The sequence below is a fragment of the Aquiluna sp. genome, from assembly GCF_965064355.1.
The window spans coordinates 1-3,273 of record NZ_CBCHRQ010000098.1; the positions used below are offsets into that span (position 1 = coordinate 1).

Sequence of the window (3,273 nt, forward strand, 5' to 3'; positions counted from 1 at the left end):
ATGCCCAGGCCAGATTCGCTAGCGATCGATGCTTGATCCCTGGCACCTTCTCGAAGGGCGTCTTCGACACGTTTTTGATTGGAACTAGCTTCTACGTTGCGATGTTTATCTAAATACCAAGGTTTGGCCAAGCCCTCTTTGATCATCGAGTTACAACCCTGGGACGCCTTGTCTGACCAACCTCCAGGTATTGCAAAAACCTCTCTACCGCAGGCTCTGGCATGGTTGGCGGTGTTTCTCGAGCCAGATCGATATCCTGCCTCCACCACAAAAGTCGCCTGTGATGCTGCTGCAATCAATCGATTGCGATTTAGAAACCGAAACCTGCTGGGAGCAGTAAACGGAACGCACTCGCTCACCAGAGCGCCACCGCCACGAACCATCTCGTGAAATAGCGGCCAATTCTGGGTCGGGTAAGCGCGATCTATGCCACCAGCCATAAAGGCCGCGGTGGGTAACTTGTAGTCCAGGGCTGCTCGATGAGCGGCAAAGTCGATGCCGGTTGCACCTCCGGAAACAACCCCAACCCCTAGTTGCTTGACCAGGGCTCGGGTTCTTGCAACCCCTCGGCTGGTTGGGTTGCGGGTTCCAACAATCGAATTGGATTCCTGCTCAAAAACCTCCATTGAGCCGGCCACCCACAACAAATAGGGCTGATGTAATTCGAGGTCGGAGAATTGTGACCAAATTTTTGGATGCTGATCTGGAAAAACTGGCCTTGCATTCCAGCGGATGGCTCGCTCGATGAGTGTTGGGGCATGGACCTTTGGCAGCCTGAGGGCAAAGCGCTCAAACAGCAGCGGCAGACTCGACGCATACTCGGGAGCCTGTTGATGGATTTGCTCTGGCCAAAGCCTTTTTGCCTTGCCCGAGCGGAAGTGATCTATCGCTTCTGGCCCGTTGAAGTGAAAGATTAGGTAGGCCAGCGCATCTCCAGGTTCAGAGAGTGCTGAATAGGTGATTGTGCGTTCTTGGTCTGGGGTTAACTGCATGCCAAAAGGCTTGCAAGGCCAGGGCTTTAAAGATCTGTAGCAGTTGAATCTGTTGAAAAGCGGGACTTATTCGCCTACTGCGAATTCCTTTGGAATCTCAAGTTCGCGATTGCCAATCTCTTCAACATTTACATCTTTGAAGGTCATGACCTTGACTTGCTTTACAAAGCGGTCGGTGCGGTAGATATCCCAAACCCAAACGTCTTGCATGTTCAGCTCAAAATAGAAATCTGTTGCGGTGTCGACTCGCTTGAGTTCAACATCGTTAGCAAGGTAAAAGCGGCGTTCGGTTTCAACAACAAAGCGAAACATCTTCACGACGTCGCGGTACTCGCGATAAAGCGCTAGTTCCGCGTCTCTGTCGTAGTCTTCGAATTCGTTCTCATCCATGATTCTGTAAGTCTATGCCTCAAAAAAGTGAATTTGCATCGGCCAGTATTTTGGTGAGCCAGCTCAGTCTGTGGTGTCTGGTCGGTCCGAGATTTTGAATCGCTTTGATGTGCGACTCGGAAGCGTAACCCTTATTGCCATCCCAGTCGTAGTCGGGGAATTCTGCGTGCAGCTCTCGCATGTGCTGATCTCTATCGACCTTTGCGATAAGTGCTGCCGCTGAGACGATCGCGCAGTCACGGTCGGCCTTGACTTGCACGTGGTAGTCAACATCGAGACCCGAATCATGCAGCCAGTTGTGGCTGCCATCTAATAAAACGATGGTCTTGCCAGAAATCAACTGGGCAATAGCGCCGGTTGCGGCATCGGCCAAAGATCTGGTGATGCCATTTTGTTCGATCTCAAAAACTGCGCTGTATCCAACCGCGTGACTCACCCATGACCTAGAAAGTTCTGCGATTGCATCGCGCTTGGATTCGGTGATTGCTTTACTGTCTCTGAGCTTGGCTGGAATCTGCAAAACTGTGGTTCTGGAGAATGCAGCCGCTCCAACCGCCACTGGTCCCGCTAGTGCGCCACGACCAACCTCGTCAACGCCAATTACGGTGTCGTAGCGCTCTAGGAGAAGTTTTTCAACGTCAAGGCTTGGGTACATCTTTGAAGGTCTCTGAGAAGTTCTCCAGGAAGATCCAGTTTGCTACCGGCCAGGAAATCAAGATTGCTCTGCCGACGACATAGTCCTTGCTCACAAAACCACCAGAGGGCAGGTCCTGGTGATATCTGGAGTCAGTAGAGTTCTGGCGGTTATCGCCCATTACCCAGTAAGAACCCTCAGGGACAGTCACCTTGAATGCCATCTCCGATGGGACTGAGCCGGGGGCAAGATAGGGCTCTTGAATTGCAACGCCGTTGATCCAAACCCGATCATCGCCCTCGCGGCTTTCCACCACATCGCCTGGCAATCCAATAACTCGCTTCACAAGGTGCTCATCCGAGTCCGGTGCAGTGATTCCAAAGGTTCCAAGCACGAAGTCCGAGACCTCTTGGAGATATGGCTTTTCTTCAGTCGGGATTGCTCCCAACCAGCCACCTGGATCGCGGAATACCAACACGTCACCGTGCTCGAGGGGCATAAGTTCCGGAGCCATGACATTCACAATGATTCGGTCGTTGATCTGCAGGGTCTCCAGCATCGATCCGGAGGGGATGTAGAACGAGCGAATCAACAAGGCCTTGATTGCGACAGAAAGCACAAGTGCGGTGCCGACGATGACTACAAAATCAAATAGCAACGCCACGAACCAGTTCTTCCTCGACCGCTTGGTGAAGCGGCGAATGGAAGCCATGATCGTGGCGTTGCGGGGTCTTAGTTCCCCGGAATCCTGCATAGGAGAAAGTTTACTTAAACGTTCTCGCGCTTTTCGCGAATCTTTGCAGCCTTACCGCGAAGATCGCGTAGGTAGTAAAGCTTCGCACGGCGAACAGCACCGCGGGAGACCAGCTCGATCTTCTCGATAACTGGGCTGTGAACTGGGAAGGTACGCTCTACGCCTACCTGGAATGAAACCTTACGAACGGTGAAGGTCTCGCGAATACCGTGACCGGAAATACGAATCACAACGCCCTGGAAAACCTGGACACGGCTGCGGTTACCTTCAACAATGTTTACGTGAACCTTTACGTTGTCACCAGCGCGGAAGTCTGGGATGTCGGTCTTTAGATTCGCTGCGTCTACGACGTCAAGAATGTGCATTTTCTTATCTTTCCTTTTGCGCGCAGGTCAAAACGGCTAGTAGTTACTTTGCTTGAGTCCTATGCTCCCCTGCGGCAGAGACGGCCGGACACAAGTCCCAATCTTGCCACATCAAAGCGGCAATGGCAACTATTCGGC

The 3,273-nt window shown here is 52.2% G+C and carries 5 protein-coding genes; all 5 read right to left on the minus strand.

Going from position 1 to position 3,273, the window contains the following annotated elements; translation table 11 throughout:
• On the minus strand, positions 1 to 992 hold a 992-nt coding region (locus AC128V_RS06900), incomplete at its 3' end, for a DNA-processing protein DprA (protein ID WP_482763935.1).
• A 66-nt stretch (positions 993 to 1,058) separates the two neighbouring features.
• A complete protein-coding gene (locus AC128V_RS06905; RefSeq protein ID WP_482763936.1) occupies positions 1,059 to 1,382 on the minus strand; it encodes a DUF2469 family protein in 324 nt (107 codons plus the stop codon).
• Between the two features lie 19 nt (positions 1,383 to 1,401).
• The gene (locus AC128V_RS06910; protein WP_482763937.1) at positions 1,402 to 2,037 is read right to left on the minus strand and encodes a ribonuclease HII; all 636 of its coding nucleotides are present in this window, start codon (positions 2,035 to 2,037) and stop codon (positions 1,402 to 1,404) included.
• Entirely contained in the window at positions 2,021 to 2,728 is a 708-nt protein-coding gene (gene lepB / locus AC128V_RS06915; RefSeq protein WP_482763938.1) for a signal peptidase I, read from the minus strand. The genes AC128V_RS06910 and lepB overlap by 17 nt, the downstream gene beginning before the upstream one ends.
• A gap of 56 nt (positions 2,729 to 2,784) precedes the next feature.
• Positions 2,785 to 3,135: a 50S ribosomal protein L19 gene (gene rplS, locus AC128V_RS06920; protein WP_482763939.1), complete on the minus strand. Its 351-nt coding sequence runs from the start codon at positions 3,133 to 3,135 to the stop codon at positions 2,785 to 2,787.
• Between the last annotated feature and the right edge of the window lie 138 nt (positions 3,136 to 3,273).